Here is a 19,215-nt window from a genome sequence, read left to right as displayed (position 1 = left end):
CAATCGCAGGAGGGGACGTTCAGAGGAACATTTGAGGTTCCCGCCGGCCGGGAAGCGCGTCAGAGCCGGGCCCGCAGCGCCGGGTGGTCGGCGACCACCGTCGCGCTGCCCGGCGCGATCTCGGTGAACCCGGCGTCCCGGACCACCGGCAGCCCGCTGCCGCCCAGCTCGGCCCACCGCTCGCGCGGGGCCGTCCGTACCGCCAGCCGGAAGCCGGAATCCTGCCAGGCGGTCCGCTCCGCCTCCGTCAGCTCCCACCACGCCAGCTGCGCCGCGTGCCCGGCCTGGGCCATGGCCTTGCCCGCCGACATGTCGAGGCCGGGGTTGAGCCACAGCACCGGCAGGCCCGGCTCCGCGGTCGTGGCGACCGGCTCCGGATCGTCCAGATCGGTCCCCGACACCTGGAGCTTGGCCAGTTCCTTGGGCCAGCCGTCGAGGGGCACCGGCGGGAAGACCCGTACCTGCGCGCCGTCCCCGTGCACCGTGACGCCCGGCAGGGTCTCCGCCTTGCGCCACTCCGCCCCGCGCGCCCGCCGGACCACCTTGCGGATCCGGGCGTCCTGCCAGTCGCGGACGGCCCCGGCCCACTCGCCCTCGCCGTGCGCCCGCTCGTCGGTGAGCAGGACCAGCACGGCACGGGCCGCCGTCTCCAGGGCGTCCGTCCGGGCGGGCGGCTCCGCCTTCTCGATCCGCACCACCAGCGGCAGCACGAACTGCGGGGCCTCGTCGCGCAGTACGTGCTCGGCCCGGAAGGGGCTGTCCGCCCCGACCGCGGGGACGTCGGAGATGTCGTTCGTGTGCTGGCTGCTCATCCTGCCAAGGATGCCAGCCTCCGCCTTCAGGATGATGCCCCGGGTGGCCGGCCCGGGCGAGGATCGAAGCCATGAAGAGTGATCTGTTCGCGTCCGAGAACCTGGCCCGGGCCGCCGTCGTCCCCGGCATGACCCTGCAGAACGCCAAGTCCGTGAAGTACAACGTCAACGGCGAAATGCTGGCCCGCCAGGGTTCGATGGTCGCCTTCCGCGGCAACCTCCAGTTCGAGCGCAAGGGACAGGGCATAGGCGGCATGCTCAAGCGCGCCGTGACGGGCGAGGGCCTCGCACTCATGTCCGTACGCGGTCAGGGCGAGGCCTGGTTCGCCCACCGGGCGGACAACTGCTTCATCATCGAGTTCGAGCCGGGTGACGCCCTCACCATCAACGGCCGCAACGTGCTCTGCTTCGACCCGACCCTGTCCTACGAGATCAAGATGGTGAAGGGCGCCGGCATGACCGGCGGCGGCCTCTTCAACAGCCTCTTCACCGGCACCGGCAAGCTCGCCGTCGTCTGCGACGGCCACCCGATCATCATCCCGGTCACCGCCCAGACCCCGGTCTACGTGGACACGGACGCGGTGGTCGGCTGGAGCGCCCAGCTGGAGACCGGCCTCCACCGCTCCCAGTCGGTCGGCTCGATGATCCGCGGCGGCTCCGGCGAGGCCGTCCAGCTGAAGCTGAGCGGCGAGGGCTTCGTCATCGTCCGCCCCAGCGAGGTCACCGAGACGGCGGCCGCACACTGAACCTGACCGACGTGGGCCGCCGCTACGGACGGCGCCGACCCTGGGTGCTGCGCGGAATCACGCTGGAACTCCCGCGCGGCGCCCTCGTCCGCGTCGAAGGCGGCAACGGCGGCGGCAAGTCCACCCTGCTGCGGCTCGTCGCCGGGATCGAGGCCCCGTCCGAGGGTCGCGTCACCGGCCGCCCGCCCCGCACCGGCTACGTGCCCGAACGCTTCCCGGCGGCGCTGCCGCTCACGGCCGCCGACTACCTGACCCGGCTGGGCCGGGTGCACGGGCTGCCGCGCGCCGAGGCGGCCCGCCGGGCGGCCGACCGGCTGGAGCGGTTCGGCGCCGCCGCGTACGCCCGCACCCCGATGGCCGAACTGTCCAAGGGCAGCAGTCAGAAGGTCGCCGTCGCACAGGCCCTGCTCGCCGAACCGGGGCTGCTCGTCCTCGACGAGGCGTGGACCGGGCTGGACGGCTCCGCCCGGGCCGAGCTGGACCGGGCCGTCGCCGAACGCACCGCCGCCGGAGGCACGGTGGTGTTCGTCGACCACGACCCGCGGCGGCTCGCGGGCGCGGCCGACGCCCACTACCGGGTCGAGGGCGGTGGACTCGTACCGGCGTCCACGGTGGCCGGGCCCCGCGTACGGATCCACGCGGTCGGCCCGCCCGGCCACGTACTGCCCCCGCACCTCGCCGCTTCACCGGCAGCCGGCGGGGGAGTGCAGCTCACCGTGGACGCCGCACGCTCCGACGCGGTCCTGCGCGACCTGCTCACCGCCCGGCCGCCCTGGCACATCCGCGCCGTGGAGGAACTCCCGTGACCGCCCTGCTCCGTTACCAGGGCGCCCTGCTGCTGCGCTCCCAGCGCTGGCTCGCGCCCCTCATCACCTACGCCGCCCTCGTGGCCGTCGGCATCCGGCCGGGCGACCCGGTACTGGACTCCCTCGGCCTCGTGGCCGCCGGCCTGGTCCCGGCCACCGCATGGCTGGTCCGGATCTGCGTGAGCGTCGAACCGGACGCGGCCCGCGACTGCACGGCCGCCGCGGCCGGTCCCGTACGGGTCCACGCGGCGGCCCTGCTCACCGCGTTGGCCGGGGCGCTGCTCGCCGGCGCCGCGGCGGCCGCGGTCGCCCTGCTGACCGGTGACCGGGCCGGCGCCGACCCCGGCGCGGCAGCCCTCGCCGGAGCCCTCGCGGTGGCGGCCTGCGCACTGACCGGGGCGGCCGTGGGCGCCCTGTGCAGCAGGCCGTTGCTCCGGCGTCGGGGCCATGCGGTCCTGGCCGGGACCCTCGGCTCCCTGCTCGCCCTGGTCCTCGCGGTCTCCCCGGCCCGCGGCGCGGTGTCCGCCCTGGTCACGGCGGGCCACTCGGCAGAGGTGCCGCTCCCGTTCACGGCCCTGGCCGGCGCGCTCCTCCTGGCCGCCGGAGCAGGCACCACGGCCAGCCTGGCGGCGGCACGACGGCGCTAGTCGCTTCGCCAGCACGGGCCCCGGGTGCCTTCCCACCCACCGGAAGGCAGTCCGCTCAGCCCCGGTCGGAGCTGGAGCGTCCCGTCGGCCCGTCACGGTGATGGTCCTCGGGGCCGTGCTGTAGCTGGCCGCGGCGTCGCTGTTCCTGTGCGGCACGGAGCATCTGGACGCGGTGCCCTTCCGCTTTCCGGACGGCAGACGCGTTGCTCTTCTCGTAGAGGGCGGCGAGTGTCGCGAGCTCCTTGCCGATGTCGTCCAGCTTGTCCTCCACCCTGCGCAGGGGACTGCTGAGGATCAGCGTCTCGGCGTACGTGCCGAAGTCGACCACGTGCTCCATGTCTTCCACCGGGCCGTACGGCCCTTCGCACCGGACGGTGAAGGCGTAGGCCGTCGGAAGGTCGGTGTTCTGGAAGCGCTCCTGCTCGTCGAGAAGAAACTCAAGTCGTCGTCGTGGCGGAAGCACGGGAAACGTCCGGGAGAACACCCGAGCGAGCGCCTCCGTCAGGTCCTCGCCCCATCCGGATTCCAGCGGGGGATCGACCTCGATCCGTACGTTGCGGGCGATCGTGGAGCCGATGTTCTCGACGACGATCACGAGGGTGCCCGACGCGCCCGGCTGGATGTCGACGAGGACGTGGGGTTCGTTCTTTTCACGATGGACCGCCTCGGCATGCTCCAGCTGCTGCCGTGCGACACGAACCTGCTCTTGAGCAGCCGCCACCTGGCCGCTCGCGTGCCTGGCCCGTCTCGTGCTGATGCCGGCTGCTGCCACGGCCACAGCCCCGGAGCAGACGGCGATCCAATCTCCTACGTCCATGGCGGGAACCTAGCGCGAGGTCCTGCACCTGCGCCGCGGGGGTCGACCCAGGACCCGCCGCAACCTCGCCGGGGTGAGCTGCTGCGTGTGGCGTCAGCGTGCGAACTTTTCGATGGCCGCCGGGGTGACGGGGGTGAAGAAGTTGACGAGATTGCCGTCGGGGTCGCGGAACAGAAGCGACCGGTTGCCCCAGGGCATCGTGGTGGGCTCGGTGACGAAGTCGGTGACGAAGCCGGTCAGGTTCTGGTGAACGCGGTCCACGTCATCGACGAGGAACTCGGTGATCACGCTGTGATTGTCCGCCGGGCGGGCAGAGCCCGGGGCGAACAGCGGGACGGTGCGGGTGCCGGCGATCGCGAGGGTGGCGCCGGCGGCCTGGAGTTCGGCGAAGTCCTCGGTGGCCCACGTCGCCCGCGCCCCTGTGGCTCGCTCGTAGAAGTCGACGAGGCGTGCGACGTCGCTGGTGATGATGCGGATCGAGACGAAGTCCATGGGAATCTCCTTGGCTGTGCTGGCGGCGTGCTCGTCGCAGGCTAGGAGAAATAGTGGACAGAATCGGTCCTGTATTCGCGTTAGGCTGCCGACATGCCTCGACCAACCGGCCGCGTGCTGACACTCCTGGAGCTGCTGCAGTCGGGCGGCACCCGGACGGTGGCCGAACTCGCCGACCGGCTCGGCGTCGAAGGGCGCACCGTGCGCCGGTACGTGGACCAACTGATCGACCTCGACGTGCCCGTGGAATCGGTGCGCGGCCGCTACGGCGGGTACCGGCTGGCTCCCGGGTACCGCCTGCCTCCGCTCATGCTCAGCGACGACGAGGCGCTGGCCGTGGTGCTCGGCCTGGTCGCGGGCCGCCGAGCAGGGCTGACGACGGCGGGGCGCACGGCAGGCGAGACTGCGTCGGCGAAGATCCGGCGGGTGCTGCCCAAGCACGTCGCTCGTCGGCTCGACACGCTCCTGGAAGCCCTCGCCTTCACGGAGCAGCCCGGCGAGTTCGACACCCCGGACGCCGGGGTCCTGCTCACGATCGCCGATGCGGTGCGCCACCACCGACCGGTCTCGATCCGCTACACCGACCGTGACGGACGGCGCAGCGAACGCACGCTGCACGCGTACGGGATCGTCGCCCATGCGCGCCGGTGGTACGTCACGGGCAAGGACGCCCAGATCGGCGAGGACCGAACCTTCCGGTTCGATCGCATCGCAGACGCGCGGACCCTGCCCGGCTCGTTCGAAGCTCCAGTGGGTCCCGGTCCGGAACGGCGCGTGTTGTCAGGGTTCGCCACGGCCGAGTACCAGCACGAGGTGACCTTGCGGATCCACGGGACAGTCGAGCAGATCCGCGCCCGCCTTCCGGCCAGCGTCGCGAGCCTGGAGGAGCACGAGTCCGCGGCCGGCGAGGACCGCGCGGCCGAGCGCTGGCTGCGCGTCGAGCTGCGGGCGGAGCGGCTCGACTGGTTGCCCCCGGTACTCGCCTCGCTCGACCGGCCGTTCGTCATCGAGCGCCCCGATGAACTCCGCGACCTCGTCATCGCGCTCGCCGATCGCCTCACGTCCTACGCCGCCGAGCCCGACCCCGAGGAACCAACGTCATGAGACGGCCTAGCCCCTTTCAGCGCACGGTCGCGGGGGAAGAGCCGTTCGGGACGAGGAGGGCGGGCTCGCCCGTGCCGTCCGCGCGGGTCGACCAGATGTCGCTCGTGCGGCCGCCTCGGCCCGGCAGGGCGTAGGCCAGGGTCGTGTCGTCCAGCCAGGCGGCCTGGTCGTCGACGCTCTGCGACTCGGCCAGTGGGTGTTCGCGCAGCGACGCCAGGTCGAGGACGTACAGCCGCCAGGGGGCCCGGGGGTCGTCGGAGACCTTCTTCTTGAAGGCGATGCGGGCGCCGTCCGGTGACAGCGAGGGGCATTCGACGTTGTCCCGCAGCGTCTTCGCCGACCAGGCGCGCAGGTCGCCCTCGACGAGGTGGGTGGTGCCCCGGGTGGAGACGGTGGCGTAGAAGCGGTTGTCGTCGGCGGCGAAGGTCACACCCCAGTAATTGACGTCCGAGTCGTGGTGGCGGGCCCCGTCGAGGGTCAGCGGGATCTGCTCGATCGACTTGATCAGATAGCCGGTGCGCAGGTCCAGGACCGCCGTCCGGGTGGAGAACGCGGTGGTGTTGTAGGAGTCGCCGGTCGTGAACGTGGTCCACGACAGCACTTGGCCGGAGGGCGAGACGCGGGCCCGGTTCGGGATGCCGGGCACGGTCACCTTGCGGACCTCCCGCATGCGCCGGTCGAGGACGAGGGCCTGCGTGCGGGCCGGGACCCCGGGTAGCCCCCGCAGGCACAGGGCGTGGTCCCCGGCGGTGTGGAAGCGGTCGCAGGACGGGCCGCCGGTCACCCGCGGCAGGCCCGGGCTGCCCTGGCGCGCGACCCGCCCGCCGACCGCGTCCCGGAAGTAGAGGCCCGGCTCCGAGGTGCCGAAGGAGGCGTCGGCCTGCTGCTCGGACGGCCGTTCGCGGTGCCGCGCGTGCAGGACGTAGCCCAGCGAGCCGCCCGCCAGCAGCAGGACCGCGGTGACGACGAGGGCGAGGCGCAGCCGGCGGGACGGGGGGTTCACGGGGCCTCCGGAGCGGCGGTCGGGGCGGTCGGGGGAGCGGTGGGCAGGATGCGCGCGGCGGCCACGAGCGCTCCGGCCAGCGCGAGGGCAGCGGCCCAGAGGGCGGGCCGCTGCCCCCAGAGGGTCCACGCCGCCCCGAATCCGGCGGCGCCCAGCAGCCGGGCCAGCGCCTGGCCGGTCTGCAGCACCGCGAGCCCGCCGGCCCGCCCGGCCGCGGGCAGCGCGGGAGCGGCGAGCGCCATCAGAACCCCGTCGGTGCCCGCGTAGAAGAGGCCCAGCAGGGCGAGCACCCCCACGACGGTCGGCGGGGAGACGGGGGCCAACAGCAGGACGTACGCGCCGAGCAGGGCGCAGTGGCCGAGCAGGAAGGCCGTCCGGCGCCCGGCCCGGTCGGCGGCGCGGTCGGCGAGCCGGCCCACGGGGACGGCGAGCAGCAGGTAGACGGCGGCGGCCCCGAGCGGCAGCAGCGTGAACAGGGCGGGCGGCAGGTCGAGTCCGCGCAGGAGCAGCAGGTAGAGGAAGGCGTCGCCGATGGTGGTGGCGCCGAGCAGGGCCGAGGCGCAGAGCACGCGGCGGAACGCGGGGTCGCGCAGGACCGACCGGCGCGGCGGGTGGGGCCCGGCCGCGGGAGCGGGAGCGGCAGCCGGCCCGGGCACCGCCGGGACGTACACGACGAGCAGCAGCACACCGAGCAGGCCGGTGCAGAAACTGACGGCGAACACCGCGTCGTAGGCATCGGCGGTCGCCCAGAGCACGGCGAACGCGGCGAGCGGCCCGAGCAGGGCGCCCGTGGTGTCCATGGCACGGTGCACGCCGAAGGACCGGCCGAGGCTCTCCGGGGGCCCGCTGAGCGAGATGAGGGCGTCGCGCGGGGCGGTACGGATGCCCTTGCCCAGCCGATCGGCGGCGAGCGCGGCGGCGATCGCGCCCGTGGCGCCCCCGGCGAGGAGCAGCCCGAGCCGGGAGAGCGCGGAGAGCAGGTAGCCGGCGCCGGCGACCCGCTTGTGGTGGCCGCGGCGGTCGGCGAGCCGCCCGCCGAGCAGCCGCACGAGGGCGGTGGCCCCGTTGAACATCCCGTCCAGGAAGCCGAACTGGAGGGGGGTCAGGCCGAGGCCCAGGACGAGGTAGAGCGGCAGTACCGCCGCGACCATCTCGGAGGAGACGTCGGTGACGAGGCTGACCGCGCCGAGCGCGAGGACGGCGGCGGGGACGCGCCGCCGGGCCCCCGGGGGGCGGGGCGGCGCGTCCGGGCGGCCGTTGGCGGCCAGGTACATCAGTGGCAGCTGTACTTCGGGCTGGTGTCCTTGACCTTGCCGTCGGTCGCCACGTAGGTCCACCCGAAGCCGGAGTCGGTGAAGTCCAGCTTCACCACGCCGTACGGTCCGCTGATCCGCTTCTGGCTGTTGGGCTGGACCTCCTCGATCGGGTAGGGCTCGGCGCCGCCCATCCCGCCGACGATCTCCACGATCCCGTCGGCGGTCGCCCGGCCCTCGGGGTCCTGCGGGGCGAACCGCTCGTAGTGGTGGTCGTGCCCGTTCAGGACCAGGTCGGCCTTGGCGGCGTAGAGGATCTTCCAGACGGGCTTGGAGACGGGGTCGTTGCCGTGCCCGCCGGAGGAGTACAGCGGGTGGTGCCAGTAGGCGGCGAGGCACGGCTTGGTGGTGGCGGCGAGGTCGGCCTTCAGCCAGTTGAGCTGGGCGGCCTGGTCGAAGGAGTTGGAGTCGAGGGCGACGAAGTGCCAGTTGCCCTCGTCGAAGCTGTAGTAGCTCTTGCCCTGCGGGTAGGCGATGCTCCCGAAGTACGACTTGTACCCGGCGAGCGGGCCGGCCGGGTCGTACGTCTCGTGGTTGCCCGGGACCGGGCGGGTCTTGGCCTTGAAGGCGCCCCAACTCTTGTCGTAGTAGGCGCGGTAGTCGGAGAGCCGGGCGTCGTCGTACTGGTTGTCGCCCATCGTCAGGTAGAACTTCGGGTCGATCCGCCGGGCGAGCGCGGCGGTCTTGGGGTGTGCGCAGCCGCTGTCGGACGCCGTGCACTGCGCGGCGATGTCACCGGCGGCGACGACCGTGAAGGAGCCGCCCGGCGGCGGCCCGTCCCCGGCGGTTCCGTACACCTCGGCCTCGAAGAGGGAGTAGCCGTACGAGGTGCCGCGCGCGGTGGCCTGGACGCGCAGGTAGCGGCCCTTGCCGGACAGGCCGGTCCAGTCGTCGACGCCGCCGTTGCCGGCGCTCTCGCTGGCGAGCACGGTCCAGGCGGCGCCGTCGGCGGATACCTCGACGCGGTACGCCTTGGCGTGGGCCGCCTCCCAGGTGAGCCGCACCCGCGAGACGGTGGCCCCGGCCCCGAGGTCGACCCGGATCCACTGCGGGTCCTTGCCCTCGGCGCTGGCCCAGCGGGTGGCCGGGTCGCCGTCGAAGGCGTTCTTCGCGCCCAGCGAGGAGGACTCGGTGGAGGAGGCGGTGGCGGGCATCCCGCGGGATATGAGGGGGTCGGCGGCGGCCCCGGCCCGTCCGGGCCAGGCGAGGAGGAGCCCGCCGACGAGGGTGAGCGCGGCGAGGCCGGTGAGGGCCGTGAGGAGGAGGGTGCGGAGTCTGCCGCGTAACAGAGGGGGGTGAGCGGAGGCGTTCAGGCGGTTCGGGCGCATACCTGGGACTCCCTGCCTTGAGGGGCTGCGAGAGCTGGACACGGGCGCGGGGCGCCGACCCGCCCGCGGGACGGGCAGGGGGCGGCCGCGCGGCGGCCGGGTCAGAGCTCTCGCTGAGCGCGTCATGCCCGTGGGAGCGGGCACCGCGCCAAGCCGCCGCCCGGGACACTAACAGGAAGGAAAGTTTCCTACCAGTGTTCCGGCAGCATTCCGGCGAGGAACGGGCCCGGGCCCGCACTACTTGCCGATCAGCTCGGACACCTTCACGAAGCGGTAGCCGCGCTTGCGCAGTTCGGGGACGATCCGCTGGACGGCTTCGTCGGTGACCGGGGCGGCGCTGCGCGTGCAGTGCATGACCACGACCGAGCCGGGCTTCACGCCGGCGAGCACCTGTTCGGCCACGGCGCCCGGGTCCTTGGCGAAGGCGTCCCCGCTGACCACGTCCCACTGGACGGCCGTGACCTTGGCCGTGGACAGGGCCCGCAGCGCCTGGTCGTCGTAGCAGCCGCCGGGGAAGCGGAAGTACGGGACGGTGTTGACCGCGCCCGCCTGCCGGAAGGCGGCGAAGGCCCGGTCCACGTCGGCGCGGCCGGCCGCGGCGTCGAGCGCCGGTAGCCCGTAGCAGGGGGACTTGAAGGCGTGGTGGCTGTACGAGTGGTTCGCGATCTCGAAGTTCGGGTCGGTGTCGATCGACTTGACCTGGTCCGGGTACTCCTCGGCCCAGCGACCCGTCATGAAGATGGTCGAGGGCACCTTGAGGGTGCGCAGGGTCGAGATCAGAGCGGGGTTGTCGAAGCGTTCCCCGTCCGCGGCGCGCGGTCCCTGGTCGGAGGTCATGTCGGCGTCGAAGGTCAGCGCCACGGTCTTGTCCGTCTGCTGCTTCGCCCGTTCGAAGACGGGGGTCAGGCCGTTCGGGCCGGGCGCCATGGTCGGGGGCTTGGCGGGCGCACCGGCCTGCGGGGACGCGGCGGGTGCTCCGGAGGAGGCGGGCGCTCCGGGGGCGGCGGCCGAGGCCGAGGGGGCGGGGGAGCCCATACGGGCCTCGCGGCCGGCGTCCGGCGCGCCGGCGCCGCCCCCGCCCCCGCATCCCGCGAGGGCGGCGCCGAGCACCGCCGTGGCAGCTGCGACAGCTACTTTTCGTACGGAATTGGTCACGTACGCAAAATATATGACTAACTGATGAGAAGAATGCGCGACAGGCGGTGGGGCGTCTTCCGGTGCCCGCGCAACGGTGCTGCCCGCGACACCCGCGACACCCGCGACACCCGCGACCCGCGACGCCCGCGACCCGCGACGCCCGCGACCCGCGACGCCCGCGACCCGCGACGCCCGCGACCCGCGACACCCGAGATGCCCGCGCCACTGCCGGGCCGTGGACGAGCGGGACGCGCATGAAGTCCCACGGGCGAGGGGAGGGACAGGGGGACCGCAGGGGGGACCATGGACAGCACGTCACCCGAATCGCGCACCTTGCTGAGCAGATTCCGCATCACCCTGGCGATTTGCATCCTCCTGGGGGGACTGAGCCTGGCCCTGGTCTCCAACGGCCGTGACGGGTTCGGCTGGTCCGTGCTCAACGAGCTCGCCGTCTTCGCCGCCGCCGGTGTCGCCATCCCCTTCTACTACGACCTCTTCCTGCGGGACGCCGAACGGCAGCGGTTCCTCGCCGAGATGAACCAGCTGCTCGATGACCGGTTGCCCGTTGGTGAGGGCGACCGCGGCCTGACCGTTCACGCCCAGGGGCGTCCTTCGCCGACCGAGAAGGCGGCGTTCATCGCCGGCGCGAATTCCGAGATCGTCGAAGTCGGAATTTCGCTGCGCAGCCTGGCGAGCCTGTTCGTCTCACGTCCCGAGCGGGACTTCACCGGACCGGTACGCCGACTCCTGAGTCAGGGCGTGAACATCACCTACGTGATGGCGGACCCCGAATCGGTGCTGCTCGGGGAGTACGGCCGGAGCATAGGCGACCCCCACTTGCCGCAACGGGCGGCCGAATCCGCCCGCCAGCTGGTGGAGATCGCCCGGGGGTTCGAGTCCGAAGGACACCCCGGAGCGCTGAGGGTGCGCTTCACCCGGCAGCTGCCCACCGCCTACATCAGCATCGTGGACCCCGAATCGGAGACGGGCCGCTGCCGGACCTCCCCCTATCTGGCGGGCGTGCGCAGGTCCGACTCGCCCGTGCTCGACATCGCGCGGAGCACGCAGCCCGAGCTGTTCGAACGCTATGCGACCTATGCGCGGACCGCCCTGGGCGACAGCACTCCCGTGGACTTCCCCTGAGCGGCCGCACGGTGGTCTTCCGCTACGCGCCGGACGGTGCCCGGTGCCAGGGGCCCGTCACCGCGAACGTGGTTCCCGGGGCGTAGGCGTTCACGTACATCGTCCGCCCGTCGGGGGAGAAGGTGACCCCGGCGAACTCCCCCCACTCCGGGGCCCCCGGCGCTCCGATGTCCTCGGCGTTGCGGGCCATCGGGTAGACCTCACCGCCCACCGTCACCCCGAACACGTACTGGGCGCCGCCGCCGTCCTCGCACACCATCAGTCCGCCGTCCGGCGCCAGGCAGATGTTGTCGGGGGAGTCCCCGGGCAGCGCGGTGTCGGCGGCCGGGCCGAAGAGCACGTCCAGGCGGATCGTGGAGCGCCGCGGGTCGTGGAACCACACCTGCCCGTGGTGGTCGGCGGCCGCGCCCTCGCCGCTGCGCGCGAAGCTGGACACGAAGTGGACCCCGCCGTCGCCCCAGTAGCAGCCCTCCAGCTTCTGCGCGTGGGTGATCCCGCCCGGCCCGAAGTCTTGGAGCCGGATCGGCGTCCCGGCCGCCGACGGGTCCGGTACGGGCACCCACTCCACCGGGAACACCGCCCCGGGCTCGTCCACCACCGCCAGGTCCGCGAGCCCCGGCACCCGCAGGGCCTCCAGCCGGCCCCCGGCCCGCAGCGAGCCGAGTCCGCCGAGCGGCCGCTCCGGCAGGAACCGGTAGAACAGCCCGAAGGGCCGGACGAAGGCGTCCTCGGTCTCGTAGACGACCCCGCGGTACGGGTCCACGGCGACGGCCTCGTGTGCGAAGCGGCCCATCGCGGTGAGCGGGACCGCGCCCGAGCGGTGCGGGTCGGCCGGGTCCACCTCGAAGACGAAACCGTGGTCGCGGGCGTAGCCGGAGGTGCCCGCCCGGTCCTCGGTCTCCTCGCAGCTCAACCAGGTGTTCCAGGGGGTGCGGCCGCCCGCGCAGTTGACGGCGGTGCCGGCGAGGGCGACGCGCTCGCCGGTGACCCGCCCGGCCGCGTCCAGCTCCAGGGCGGTGCAGCCGCCGAGTGCCCGGGGGTCGTAGGTCAGTCCCGGGACGGCGGGGACGCGCAGGGCGGCGGTGGTGCGGTTCTCGTGGTTGCGGACGAGGCGCACGCGTCCGCCGCCGGCCCCGAAGGCGGCCATGCCGTCGCAGTTGGCGGGCACGGGCCCCTCACCGGAGCGCAGCGGCCCGCCGGCCCGGGAGAGCACCCGGTAGGTGAACCCGGCGGGCAGGTCGAGCAGCCCGCGCGGATCGGCCACGAGCGGCCCGTACCCGCGGTCGGTGCGGGGGGTCCGCGGGGCCCGGGCGGCGGCCCGCGAGCCACCACCGGTGAACAGCGCGCCGAGCGCCCCGCTGAAGGCGATCGCGCCCGTGGCGAGCAGACCGCGCCGGGTGACGGGCCCCGCCTGCCCCCGGGGCGGCATCAGAGCGACGGCTTGGGGCGGGTGGTGCCCGGAAGGCAGGTCACCGCCCGGTTGAAGGTTTCGAACAGGCCGTCGGGATTCTTCTTCCAGAGCCACAGGTGCAGGGCGTAGTGCACCGGCTGACCGGGGAAGTTGCCGGGCTTGGGGCCCTTGAAGGGGATGCCGAACATCGTGGGGCGGTCGTCGTCCGTCGTCAGCTTCTGGTCCCGGTCGTAGCGCAGCCACTGGACCGCGACGAGCCGCTTGCCACCGCGCCCGTCATCCTCGTAGAACAGCGCGGCGGGCTTGGCCGGGTCGAGGGAGTTGTCGTACTTGTGATTGAAGTGCGGGTAACCGAGCGCGCCCGGGCCCGCCTTGTCGACGACGCAGTACTGATCGGGCTTGTAGCCGTCCGCCACGGCATTGGCGTGCACCTGATACCGGGCGGTCGCCGCGTACGTACGGGCCAGGTCGCCCTGGGCCCGGCCGGGGCCCGAGTCCGCGGCGGCGAGCGGAGCGGTGGCGGCCGCCAGGGTGAGCGAGGCGGCTGCGGTGAGGGCCAGGGCGAGACTACGGGCCATGCGCGGGCTCCTTGTGACGGGCTGGCGAGGGGCACCAGCAGCCCTTCCCCGGGCCGCCGGGCCCGCCACACACTCGGCCCGGACGGGTGACCGCCGATCGGCTGACGGTCGGCCGGACCCGCATCCGGGCCCCACCCGGGCCCGCTCCGGCACCCGGCGCCACCGGCTCACTCGAACGGGAAGGGTGCCGTTTCGCGACGCATCCGCGCGGGGAACCGGTGTTGTCCCCAGGAAGCGAGTGCGACGGAGGGTGCGGACCATGGCGCAGCAGGATGCGGCACCGGACGGCGGCGGAGCGCTGCACGAGATCGTGTCGGCCGTGTCCAGGGGAGCGCCGGAGTACCGGCAGTGCCCCCATCCGATGTACGCCGCCCTGCGCGAGCAGGACCCGGTGTGCCGGCTGACCCCTCCCCACGGGATCGAGACGTACCTCATCACCCGGTACGACGACGCCCGCGACGCGCTGTCGGACCCCCGGTTCAGCAAGAACATGCACGGCGCCATCGACACGTACCACGCCGTGTACGGCAGCTTCTTCGACGCGCTCGACGACAACGTGCTCTTCTCGGACCCGCCCCGGCACACGCGGCTGCGCCGCGTCCTGCGGAGCGCCTTCACCCCCCGGCGGGTGGAGCAGATGCGCCCGAGGATCACCGAGATCGCGGAGAACATCCTCGGCGCATGCCGGAAGGCGGGCACGGTCGACCTCATGGCCTCGTTCGCGTTCCCGTTGCCCGTCGCGGTCCTGTGCGAACTGATGGGCATCCCGCAGGAGGACCGCCCGGAGATCCTGGAGCAGTTCGCAGAGGTGACCCGCTCCCGGTTCGACCCCAGCAGGAGGGCGGAGCTGAAAGCGGCCGAGGAGCGCCTGCAGCACCGGCTGGAGCGGCTCATCTCGGACACCCGCGCGCACCCGTCGGACTCCTTCCTCAGCGACCTCCTCCAGGCGGAGGAACGGCTGGAGGATCCCGAACTGGTCGCGTCGCTGTGGGTCCTGTTCTTCGCCGGCCACAAGACCACCGCCTACCAGATCGGCAATTCCGTCCTCAACCTGCTGCACCGCCCCGATCAGGCGGCGCTGCTGCGCAAGGACCCCGCGCTCATCCCGCGGGCGGTCGAGGAGATGCTGCGCTTCGAGGGATCGGTGGAGACGTCGACCTTCCGGTACGCGGCACGGGACGCCGAGATCCGGGGCACGCAGATCCCCGAGGGCTCCCTCGTACAGATCGCGATCTCCTCGGCCAACCGGGACCCCGAGAAGTTCGAGTTCCCCGACGAGCTGGACGTGACGCGCGAGGGACTCCAGGGCACGCACCTGGGCTTCGGGCACGGGACCCACTACTGCCTGGGGGCGCCGCTGGCGCGGCTCGAACTCGAGATCGCGCTGGCCACCCTCCTGCGGGAGTTCCCGGACATGGAGCTCGCGGACGCACAGGAGACCGGGCGGGCATGGCTCAAGGGCCCGGTGCCGGCGTTCCGGGGCCTCGAACACCTCCGGCTCGTCCTGGAGCCGCGCCGCCCCGGCGCCGACCCGGGCGAGGCGTCCCTGGCCTCCGTGGCCTCCGGCAGGTAACCCAGACCCGATGGGCGGTGGATCGGCATGACGGATTCCGTGAGCACCTCCGCACTGCGCCTCCTGGGGACGCCGGCGGACGAACTGCGGATCGCCGCGGTGGGCACCAGCGCGGTCATCCGGGTCGCGCGCGGTTCCTCCGCGCCGGGCACGGGCGCGGCGCGCGCGGCCCATTCGAAGATCGACGTACATCATCACTTCTGCGCGCCGCAGTGGCGCGACTGGGCCGCGCACCACGGACTGGTCAAGCCGGAACGGCTGCCCCCGTGGACCCGGCTCGGCACCGACGCGGCGATCCGCTTCATGGACGACGTGGGCATCACGACCGCCGTCCTCAAGCCGATGCTGCCGGCGCGCTACCGGTCGTCGGCGCAGCTGCGCGAGGCCATCAACATCACGCTGCAGTCGATGATGGAGGTGGCGCAGTCGCATCCGGGACGGTTCTCGTACTACGTGCCGCTGTTCCTGGACGACCCGGAGGCCTCGTCCTGGGCCGTGCGCCGGGGGCTCGGGCAGCTCGGGGCCGTCGGGGTGAACGTGACGGCCAACTACGGGGGCGTCTACCTCGGTGATCCCGCCTACGACCGGCTGTTCCACGAGTTGAACGAGTTCTCCGCCGTGGTGGACACCCACCCGCACAACCTCCCTGACGGCCCGTCCGGTCCGCCCGGCGCCTCCGGTCCGCCCGGGGGGTCGACGGTTCCGGGCATCCCGAACTTCATGTGCGACTTCCTGCTGGACACCACGCGGGCCGCCGTGAACATGATCAGTCGGAGGACGCTCGACCGCTTCCCGAACATCTCCGTGGTCCTGCCGCACGCCGGAGGCTTCCTGCCGTACATCGCGACGCGCTTGCAGGCCCTCGGCCGGTTCTGCGAACCGCGCGTCGAACCCGCCGCCGTCCGCGACCACCTGAGCCGCTTCTACTACGACACCGCAGGCCCCATGGCACCCGCCGCGACCCTGCTGGAACACGTCCCGGCCGACCACGTCCTCTTCGGCACCGACTGGCCCGCCGCCCCCGCCGACACGGTGACGGACCTGGCGCTCCCCGCCCTCGAGGCCGACCCGGCCTTCACCCCGGAGCAGCTGCGGGGGATTTACCACGACAACGCGATGCGCCTGATCCCGCAGTTGGCGACCGCCTGACGGGTGGGCGTCGCGATGTGGGGCGGTGCGGGGTGCCCGGGTGGGGCAGGAACACGAAAGGGGCGCGGGCCGCACGCGCGGCCCGCGCCCCCTCGCCGTAGCGGCGCCGATCAGGCGAGCTTGGCGCTCAGCGTGATCGTGGTACCGGTCAGCGCCTGGCTGACCGGGCAGTTCTTCTTGGCGTCCTCGGCGGCGGCGACGAAGCCGTCGTTGTCCAGCCCCGGGACCTCGCCCTCCACCGTGAGGTGGATGCCGGTGATGCCCTCACCGGGCTGGAAGGTGACGTCCGCCTTGGTCTCCAGCCGGGTGGGCGGGGTGCCCGCGCCCGCGAGGCCGTGGGACAGAGCCATCGAGAAGCAGCTGGAGTGGGCGGCGGCGATCAGCTCTTCCGGGCTGGTCTTGCCGTTCGGGGCCTCCGAGCGCGCGGGCCAGGAGACGTCGTACGAACCGATGCCGGAGGAGTCGAGGGTGACGACACCCTTGCCCTTGAGCAGGTCGCCTTCCCAGACGGTGTGCGCTTGACGCGTGGTGGCCATGGTGATCCCTTCGAAGATGTGGGAAACGGCCGGGCTCCCGAAGGGACCCGGCGTCCCCAAACCTACTGGGAGACCAGGGGCTTCGCGTCGCGCGCCAGCGCGGTGAGCCGCGATATGGCGCGGAAGTACTTCTTCCGATAGCCGCCGTTCAGCATTTCCTCACTGAACAGTCGGTCGAAGGGGACCCCGGAGGCCAGCACCGGGACCTCACGGTCGTACAGCCGGTCGGCCAGTACCACCAGGCGCAGCGCCGTCGACTGGTCGGGCACCGGGCCGACGTCGGTCAGGCAGACCGCCGTGAGGCCGTCGGTCAGCGCGCCGTAGCGGCTCGGGTGCACCCTGGCCAGGTGTTCGAGCAGGCCGGGGAAGTCGTCCAGGCTCGCGCCCTCGGTCGCGTACGCGGCCTTGGTGACCTGCTCGTCTGAGAACGGCGCCGGAGCCTCCGGCAGACCGCGGTGGCGGTAGTCCTGGCCGTCGATCCGCAGCGGCCGGAAGTGCGCCGACAGCCCCTGGATCTCGCGCAAGAAGTCGGCGGCGGCGAAGCGGCCCTCGCCGAGCTTGCCGGGGAGCGTGTTGGAGGTGGCGGCCAGCGCCACGCCCTGCTCGACCAGGCGGCTGAGCAGCGAGGACACCAGTACGGTGTCGCCCGGGTCGTCCAGCTCGAACTCGTCGATGCACAGCAGCCGGTGTCCGCCGAGGGTCTGCACGGTCTGCTGGAAGCCGAGCGCGCCGACCAGGTTGGTCAGCTCCACGAAGGTGCCGAAGGCCTTGAGCGCGGGTTCGGCCGGGGTGGCGTGCCACAGGGAAGCCAGCAGGTGGGTCTTGCCGACACCGTACCCGCCGTCGAGGTAGACCCCGCGCGGGGCGGTGGGGGCGGCCGGCTTCTTGGAGAACCAGCGCTTCTTGCCGGCGCCGCTGGCGTGGGCACCGCCGAGCCCTGCGGCGAAGCCGCTCAACACGGTGACGGCCTCGGACTGGCTGGGCTGGGTCGGGTCCGGGTTGTACGTGTCGAAGCGCACCGAGTCGAACCGGGGCGGCGGCACCATCTCGGCCACCAGTCGTTCGGCGGGCACCCGCGGCTCGCGCGCGCAGAGGGCCTGGGGCCCCGCGTCGGCTATGGGGGGCCGGCCGGAGGTGTAACCGGAGGTGGAGAGAGATGTCGACACAGCTCTCAACTCTACGGGGCGTGGCACACTGCACCGATGCGACGCCTGTTCCCTGTGACCGATCAGACATCAGCCCCGCCCCGGGACCGGGCCGACCGGGAGTGGTCGCTCGACGAACTGGCGGATGCCTACGCCTACCCCGCACTGGCGGCGGACGGCCACTGGCTCCGGGCCAACATGGTCTCCACCCTGGACGGCGGTGCCCAGCACGAGGGCCGCTCGCAGCCGATCTCCAGCGAGAGCGACATGCGGATCTTCGGCACCCTGCGGGCGCTGGCCGACGTGGTGGTCGTCGGCGCGGAAACGGTTCGCCAGGAGGGCTACCGCCCGGCCCGCGCCCGGGAGGCCTTCGCCGCCCGTCGTGCCGCCTCCGGACAGGGCCCCGCCCCCGCCATCGCCGTGGTCACCGCCAGCATGGACCTGGACTTCTCGCTGCCCCTGTTCACCTCCCCGCTGGTGCCGACCCTGGTGGTCACCGGGGCCGCCGCGCCCGCCGCCCGGGTGGCCGAGGCGGCGCGGGCCGGGGCCGAGGTCGTGGTGGCCGGTGACGGTGCGGGCGTGGACGCCGCCCGGGTGGTGCGGGAACTCGCCGGGCGGGGGCTGCGCCGCCAGCTCACCGAGGGCGGGCCCCGGCTCCTGGGCCAGTTCGTGGCTGCCGACGCCCTGGACGAGCTGTGCCTGACGATCTCCCCGATGCTCGTGGCGGGAGGCGCCCAGCGGATCGCCGGCGGCCCGTCCGTCACGGTTCCGCACCGGCTCGCGCCCGCCTGCGTACTGGAAGAGGCCGGGTTCCTCTTCACCAGCTACCGTCGGATCTGACAAGGCGCGGAATTTGTCGTTCCGCTTCGCTTCCGCTGGGCACATAACTGGGCAGGAATGTCTGCGCAGGGCCCCGTGCGACAGCGGGGCAGGATGGTTTCCGCAGGGGTCGGCCGGCCGGCCTCGGCCCATGAAGGAGAGGGCGTCCGTGTTCACGAGCGTATTGATGATCGAGCAGCCGCTGACCGCGGTGGACGTGGACTTCGTCACCAACCTGCACGGGGACGACGCGGTTTCCTTCATCGTCCTCATGCAACCCCGGGGCGACCAGGACCGACTGCTGCGCGCCATCGACGACGTAGCGCTCGGTGAGCTCCCGGAGGCCATCCGTGAGGGCGACGAACCCGAGGGTGAGGCCGCCCTCGGCCCTGCCGCGCACGCCCTCGCGCACTCCCTGAACGCGCTGCGCGCCAAGGGAGCCAACGCGGTGGGGCAGATCGTCGAGGACCACCCGCTCGACAAGCTGAAGACCATCGTGGACGAGCACGACGCCGACGAGGTGATCGTCTTGACCGCCCCGCACTTCGTCGAGGAGTTCTTCCACCGGGACTGGGCCTCGCGCGCCCGCCACAAGGTCGGCGTTCCCGTGCTCAAGCTCTTCTCCCACAACGAATAGGCTTGGGGCCAGTCAGAGT

Annotated in this window: 20 protein-coding genes; 9 read left to right on the top strand and 11 right to left on the bottom strand. The window is 72.8% G+C overall.

Annotated features, from left to right (window positions below):
* Window positions 1–59: 59 nt before the first annotated feature.
* Entirely contained in the window at window positions 60–812 is a 753-nt protein-coding gene (locus tag OG207_RS11290; protein WP_329098248.1) for an aminoacyl-tRNA hydrolase, read from the bottom strand.
* A gap of 71 nt (window positions 813–883) precedes the next feature.
* Here OG207_RS11290 and OG207_RS11285 point away from each other — a divergent pair, with 71 nt between their 5' ends.
* From OG207_RS11285 to OG207_RS11275, 3 genes are read left to right on the top strand one after another with little or no spacing between them, the layout of a single operon-like run.
* Window positions 884–1,558 carry an AIM24 family protein gene (locus OG207_RS11285; protein WP_327382691.1) on the top strand — a complete coding sequence of 225 codons (675 nt, stop codon included), beginning with the start codon at window positions 884–886 and terminating at the stop codon, window positions 1,556–1,558.
* On the top strand, window positions 1,555–2,364 hold the full coding sequence (locus OG207_RS11280; protein ID WP_329107549.1) for an ABC transporter ATP-binding protein: 810 nt from the start codon (window positions 1,555–1,557) through the stop codon (window positions 2,362–2,364). Before OG207_RS11285 ends, OG207_RS11280 begins: the two co-directional genes overlap by 4 nt.
* The gene (locus tag OG207_RS11275; protein WP_329098245.1) at window positions 2,361–3,011 is read left to right on the top strand and encodes an ABC transporter; all 651 of its coding nucleotides are present in this window, start codon (window positions 2,361–2,363) and stop codon (window positions 3,009–3,011) included. The genes OG207_RS11280 and OG207_RS11275 overlap by 4 nt, the downstream gene beginning before the upstream one ends.
* Window positions 3,012–3,066: 55 nt before the next feature.
* Here the strand turns inward: OG207_RS11275 and OG207_RS11270 are convergent, their stop codons facing one another.
* Window positions 3,067–3,828 carry a hypothetical protein gene (locus OG207_RS11270; protein ID WP_329098243.1) on the bottom strand — a complete coding sequence of 254 codons (762 nt, stop codon included), beginning with the start codon at window positions 3,826–3,828 and terminating at the stop codon, window positions 3,067–3,069.
* A 93-nt stretch (window positions 3,829–3,921) separates the two neighbouring features.
* On the bottom strand, window positions 3,922–4,320 hold the full coding sequence (locus OG207_RS11265) for a VOC family protein (protein ID WP_329098241.1): 399 nt from the start codon (window positions 4,318–4,320) through the stop codon (window positions 3,922–3,924).
* 93 nt (window positions 4,321–4,413) lie between these two features.
* On the opposite strand from OG207_RS11265, the gene OG207_RS11260 reads away from it, so the two are divergent.
* A complete protein-coding gene (locus OG207_RS11260) occupies window positions 4,414–5,424 on the top strand; it encodes a helix-turn-helix transcriptional regulator (protein WP_329098239.1) in 1,011 nt (336 codons plus the stop codon).
* A gap of 16 nt (window positions 5,425–5,440) precedes the next feature.
* On the opposite strand, the gene OG207_RS11255 is transcribed toward OG207_RS11260, so the two are convergent.
* The 4 genes from OG207_RS11255 to OG207_RS11240 all read right to left on the bottom strand — a co-directional run bounded on the left by OG207_RS11255 (window position 5,441) and on the right by OG207_RS11240 (window position 10,223).
* Window positions 5,441–6,427, bottom strand: coding sequence for a hypothetical protein (locus tag OG207_RS11255; protein ID WP_329098237.1), 987 nt, complete (start codon window positions 6,425–6,427; stop codon window positions 5,441–5,443).
* Window positions 6,424–7,701, bottom strand: coding sequence for an MFS transporter (locus OG207_RS11250; protein WP_329098235.1), 1,278 nt, complete (start codon window positions 7,699–7,701; stop codon window positions 6,424–6,426). The genes OG207_RS11255 and OG207_RS11250 overlap by 4 nt, the downstream gene beginning before the upstream one ends.
* Entirely contained in the window at window positions 7,701–9,068 is a 1,368-nt protein-coding gene (locus OG207_RS11245; protein ID WP_329098232.1) for a discoidin domain-containing protein, read from the bottom strand. The genes OG207_RS11250 and OG207_RS11245 overlap by 1 nt, the downstream gene beginning before the upstream one ends.
* 237 nt (window positions 9,069–9,305) lie before the next feature.
* Window positions 9,306–10,223 carry a polysaccharide deacetylase family protein gene (locus OG207_RS11240; protein ID WP_329098230.1) on the bottom strand — a complete coding sequence of 306 codons (918 nt, stop codon included), beginning with the start codon at window positions 10,221–10,223 and terminating at the stop codon, window positions 9,306–9,308.
* 285 nt (window positions 10,224–10,508) lie between these two features.
* Here OG207_RS11240 and OG207_RS11235 point away from each other — a divergent pair, with 285 nt between their 5' ends.
* Window positions 10,509–11,348 carry a hypothetical protein gene (locus OG207_RS11235; RefSeq protein WP_329098228.1) on the top strand — a complete coding sequence of 280 codons (840 nt, stop codon included), beginning with the start codon at window positions 10,509–10,511 and terminating at the stop codon, window positions 11,346–11,348.
* 22 nt (window positions 11,349–11,370) lie between these two features.
* On the opposite strand, the gene OG207_RS11230 is transcribed toward OG207_RS11235, so the two are convergent.
* A complete protein-coding gene (locus OG207_RS11230) occupies window positions 11,371–12,777 on the bottom strand; it encodes an alkaline phosphatase PhoX (protein WP_329098226.1) in 1,407 nt (468 codons plus the stop codon).
* A complete protein-coding gene (locus OG207_RS11225) occupies window positions 12,777–13,337 on the bottom strand; it encodes a hypothetical protein (RefSeq protein ID WP_329098224.1) in 561 nt (186 codons plus the stop codon). Before OG207_RS11225 ends, OG207_RS11230 begins: the two co-directional genes overlap by 1 nt.
* Window positions 13,338–13,596: 259 nt before the next feature.
* Between OG207_RS11225 and OG207_RS11220 the strand changes: the two genes are divergently transcribed.
* On the top strand, window positions 13,597–14,910 hold the full coding sequence (locus OG207_RS11220; RefSeq protein ID WP_329098222.1) for a cytochrome P450 family protein: 1,314 nt from the start codon (window positions 13,597–13,599) through the stop codon (window positions 14,908–14,910).
* 27 nt (window positions 14,911–14,937) lie between these two features.
* Window positions 14,938–16,059 carry an amidohydrolase family protein gene (locus tag OG207_RS11215; RefSeq protein WP_329098220.1) on the top strand — a complete coding sequence of 374 codons (1,122 nt, stop codon included), beginning with the start codon at window positions 14,938–14,940 and terminating at the stop codon, window positions 16,057–16,059.
* Window positions 16,060–16,169: 110 nt separating this feature from the next.
* Here OG207_RS11215 and OG207_RS11210 read toward each other — a convergent pair whose 3' ends face one another.
* Complete coding sequence (locus OG207_RS11210; protein WP_329098218.1) at window positions 16,170–16,595, bottom strand: OsmC family protein; 426 nt, start codon at window positions 16,593–16,595, stop codon at window positions 16,170–16,172.
* 62 nt (window positions 16,596–16,657) lie between these two features.
* The gene (gene zapE / locus OG207_RS11205) at window positions 16,658–17,713 is read right to left on the bottom strand and encodes a cell division protein ZapE (protein ID WP_402694675.1); all 1,056 of its coding nucleotides are present in this window, start codon (window positions 17,711–17,713) and stop codon (window positions 16,658–16,660) included.
* Window positions 17,714–17,797: 84 nt separating this feature from the next.
* Here zapE and OG207_RS11200 point away from each other — a divergent pair, with 84 nt between their 5' ends.
* Window positions 17,798–18,580, top strand: a complete 783-nt coding sequence (locus OG207_RS11200; RefSeq protein WP_329098213.1) for a pyrimidine reductase family protein — start codon at window positions 17,798–17,800, stop codon at window positions 18,578–18,580.
* Window positions 18,581–18,728: 148 nt separating this feature from the next.
* The gene (locus tag OG207_RS11195; RefSeq protein ID WP_329098211.1) at window positions 18,729–19,196 is read left to right on the top strand and encodes an indole-3-glycerol phosphate synthase; all 468 of its coding nucleotides are present in this window, start codon (window positions 18,729–18,731) and stop codon (window positions 19,194–19,196) included.
* Window positions 19,197–19,215 lie beyond the last annotated feature (19 nt).

Origin of the sequence: Streptomyces sp. NBC_01439 (genome assembly GCF_036227605.1) — a bacterium.
GTDB lineage: Bacteria > Actinomycetota > Actinomycetes > Streptomycetales > Streptomycetaceae > Streptomyces.
Note: the sequence above shows the minus strand (reverse complement) of the source record. Positions and strands in the feature narration are given on the sequence as shown.

Excerpts from the sequence above, each read along its gene's own strand:
- OG207_RS11260 (WP_329098239.1), top strand. The coding sequence starts at position 4,414 with ATGCCTCGACCAACCGGCCGCGTGCTGACACTCCTGGAGCTGCTGCAG.
- OG207_RS11250 (WP_329098235.1), bottom strand. The coding sequence starts at position 7,701 with ATGTACCTGGCCGCCAACGGCCGCCCGGACGCGCCGCCCCGCCCCCCG.
- OG207_RS11290 (WP_329098248.1), bottom strand. The coding sequence starts at position 812 with ATGAGCAGCCAGCACACGAACGACATCTCCGACGTCCCCGCGGTCGGG.
- OG207_RS11285 (WP_327382691.1), top strand. The coding sequence starts at position 884 with ATGAAGAGTGATCTGTTCGCGTCCGAGAACCTGGCCCGGGCCGCCGTC.
- OG207_RS11225 (WP_329098224.1), bottom strand. The coding sequence starts at position 13,337 with ATGGCCCGTAGTCTCGCCCTGGCCCTCACCGCAGCCGCCTCGCTCACC.
- OG207_RS11210 (WP_329098218.1), bottom strand. The coding sequence starts at position 16,595 with ATGGCCACCACGCGTCAAGCGCACACCGTCTGGGAAGGCGACCTGCTC.
- OG207_RS11270 (WP_329098243.1), bottom strand. The coding sequence starts at position 3,828 with ATGGACGTAGGAGATTGGATCGCCGTCTGCTCCGGGGCTGTGGCCGTG.
- OG207_RS11235 (WP_329098228.1), top strand. The coding sequence starts at position 10,509 with ATGGACAGCACGTCACCCGAATCGCGCACCTTGCTGAGCAGATTCCGC.
- OG207_RS11230 (WP_329098226.1), bottom strand. The coding sequence starts at position 12,777 with ATGCCGCCCCGGGGGCAGGCGGGGCCCGTCACCCGGCGCGGTCTGCTC.
- OG207_RS11245 (WP_329098232.1), bottom strand. The coding sequence starts at position 9,068 with ATGCGCCCGAACCGCCTGAACGCCTCCGCTCACCCCCCTCTGTTACGC.
- OG207_RS11220 (WP_329098222.1), top strand. The coding sequence starts at position 13,597 with ATGGCGCAGCAGGATGCGGCACCGGACGGCGGCGGAGCGCTGCACGAG.
- OG207_RS11215 (WP_329098220.1), top strand. The coding sequence starts at position 14,938 with ATGACGGATTCCGTGAGCACCTCCGCACTGCGCCTCCTGGGGACGCCG.
- OG207_RS11200 (WP_329098213.1), top strand. The coding sequence starts at position 17,798 with ATGCGACGCCTGTTCCCTGTGACCGATCAGACATCAGCCCCGCCCCGG.
- OG207_RS11265 (WP_329098241.1), bottom strand. The coding sequence starts at position 4,320 with ATGGACTTCGTCTCGATCCGCATCATCACCAGCGACGTCGCACGCCTC.